We start from the raw sequence: 1559 nt of genomic DNA, 5'->3' as shown, positions 1-1559 counted from the left end.
CTCCTACCCCCGGTACCCCCGGTGCCCCTGGTTCCACGGGTACCCCCGGCTCCACGGGTCCGTCCGCCGACTCCACCCCCGGGCCGTCCGGTGTCCGGTCCGCGTCGCGCGGCGGGCGGTCCCTGCTCTCCCGGCTGACGCCGGGGCGTCGCCGGTCGGACGCCGGCGGCCCGGCGGAACCCGCCGGGCCGCCCGGGACGACGAGGCGGGAATCACCCACCGGCGGGGAACACCCGGACCGGCTGGTGACGCTGATCGGTAAGCCGGGGTGTCATCTGTGCGACGACGCCCGTGCGACGGTGGAGGCCGTGTGCGCGGACCTCGGTGTGCGCTGGGAGGAGCGGGACATCACCCGCGAGCCCGAGCTGCACGAGGAGTACTGGGAGCAGATCCCGGTGGTCCTGATCGACGGGCGGCAGCACGACTTCTGGCGGGTTCGGGAGGATCGGCTGCGGGCCGCGCTCGGGGCGCCGGGGAGTTGAGCCGGCCCGCCGGTCCGGGGCGCCGATCCCGGTGGGCCGTTCGGCCCCCGCGGCTTGCGGATCGGTTCCGTTCCGGACGCCGGGCGGGGTCCGGCCCGGGGCGAACGGCCCCGGGGGCGGTCCCCTCCCCGGTACCGGAGCCTTCCCCGGGACCGGGGGGAAATGAAGGGTTTCATCCGGATTCGGCGAGCGATCCGAGGTCGTTTTGTCGGAATGTGTCCGTCGCCGTCGCGTGTGTGAGGAGTGTCATTTCGTGACCTTGTCGGTGCATGTGGCACCGGTCACTTTGGCCGGGCAAAACGGACAGTATCTTTGTGCACGCGTTCACAAAGACATAGCCTGGCGGGGATGGAGCGGACCGGTTCCGGCCGGCCGCTCACCGCTTGGCCCGACCGGCAGGAGCAACGTGGCAACTGGCCGCCCCCATCGACCGGCGACCCGCAGCCGAGGGATCCCCGAGGCGACGGTGGCCCGGCTACCCCTGTACCTGCGCGCGCTGACCGCGCTCTCCGAGCGGTCGGTGCCCACCGTCTCATCCGAGGAACTCGCCGGCGCGGCGGGGGTCAACTCCGCCAAGCTCCGCAAGGACTTCTCCTACCTCGGCAGCTACGGCACGCGAGGGGTCGGCTACGACGTCGAGTATCTCGTCTACCAGATCTCGCGGGAGCTCGGGCTCACCCAGGACTGGCCGGTCGTCATCGTCGGTATCGGAAACCTGGGCGCCGCCCTCGCCAACTACGGCGGGTTCGCCTCCCGCGGCTTCCGCGTCGCCGCCCTGATCGACGCCGACCCGGCGATGACCGGTCGGCCCGTCGCGGGCATCGCGGTCCAGCACATCGACGAGCTGGAGACGATCATCGAGGAGAACGGGGTCTCCATCGGGGTGATCGCGACCCCGGCCGGTGCCGCGCAGCAGGTCTGCGACCGTCTCGTCGAGGCCGGCGTCACCTCCATCCTGAACTTCGCGCCCACCGTGCTCTCCGTGCCCGAGGGCGTGGACGTGCGCAAGGTGGACCTCTCCATCGAACTGCAGATCCTCGCCTTCCACGAGCAGCGCAAGGCGGGTGAGGCGTCGCC

2 protein-coding genes are annotated in these 1559 nt (G+C 72.0%); both read left to right on the top strand.

Annotation, left to right across the window (positions count from 1 at the left end):
* Positions 1-242 precede the first annotated feature (242 nt).
* Positions 243-482: a glutaredoxin family protein gene (locus FOE67_RS25370; protein WP_228474280.1), complete on the top strand. Its 240-nt coding sequence runs from the start codon at positions 243-245 to the stop codon at positions 480-482.
* Positions 483-888: 406 nt separating this feature from the next.
* On the top strand, positions 889-1559 hold a 671-nt coding region (locus FOE67_RS25365), incomplete at its 3' end, for a redox-sensing transcriptional repressor Rex (RefSeq protein WP_182667154.1).

The organism is Streptomyces calidiresistens, assembly GCF_014141525.1.
Classification (GTDB): Bacteria; Actinomycetota; Actinomycetes; order Streptomycetales; family Streptomycetaceae; genus Streptomyces; species Streptomyces calidiresistens.
The sequence above is the reverse complement of the archived record's forward strand: the minus strand, read 5'-3'. Positions and strand labels throughout refer to the sequence as shown.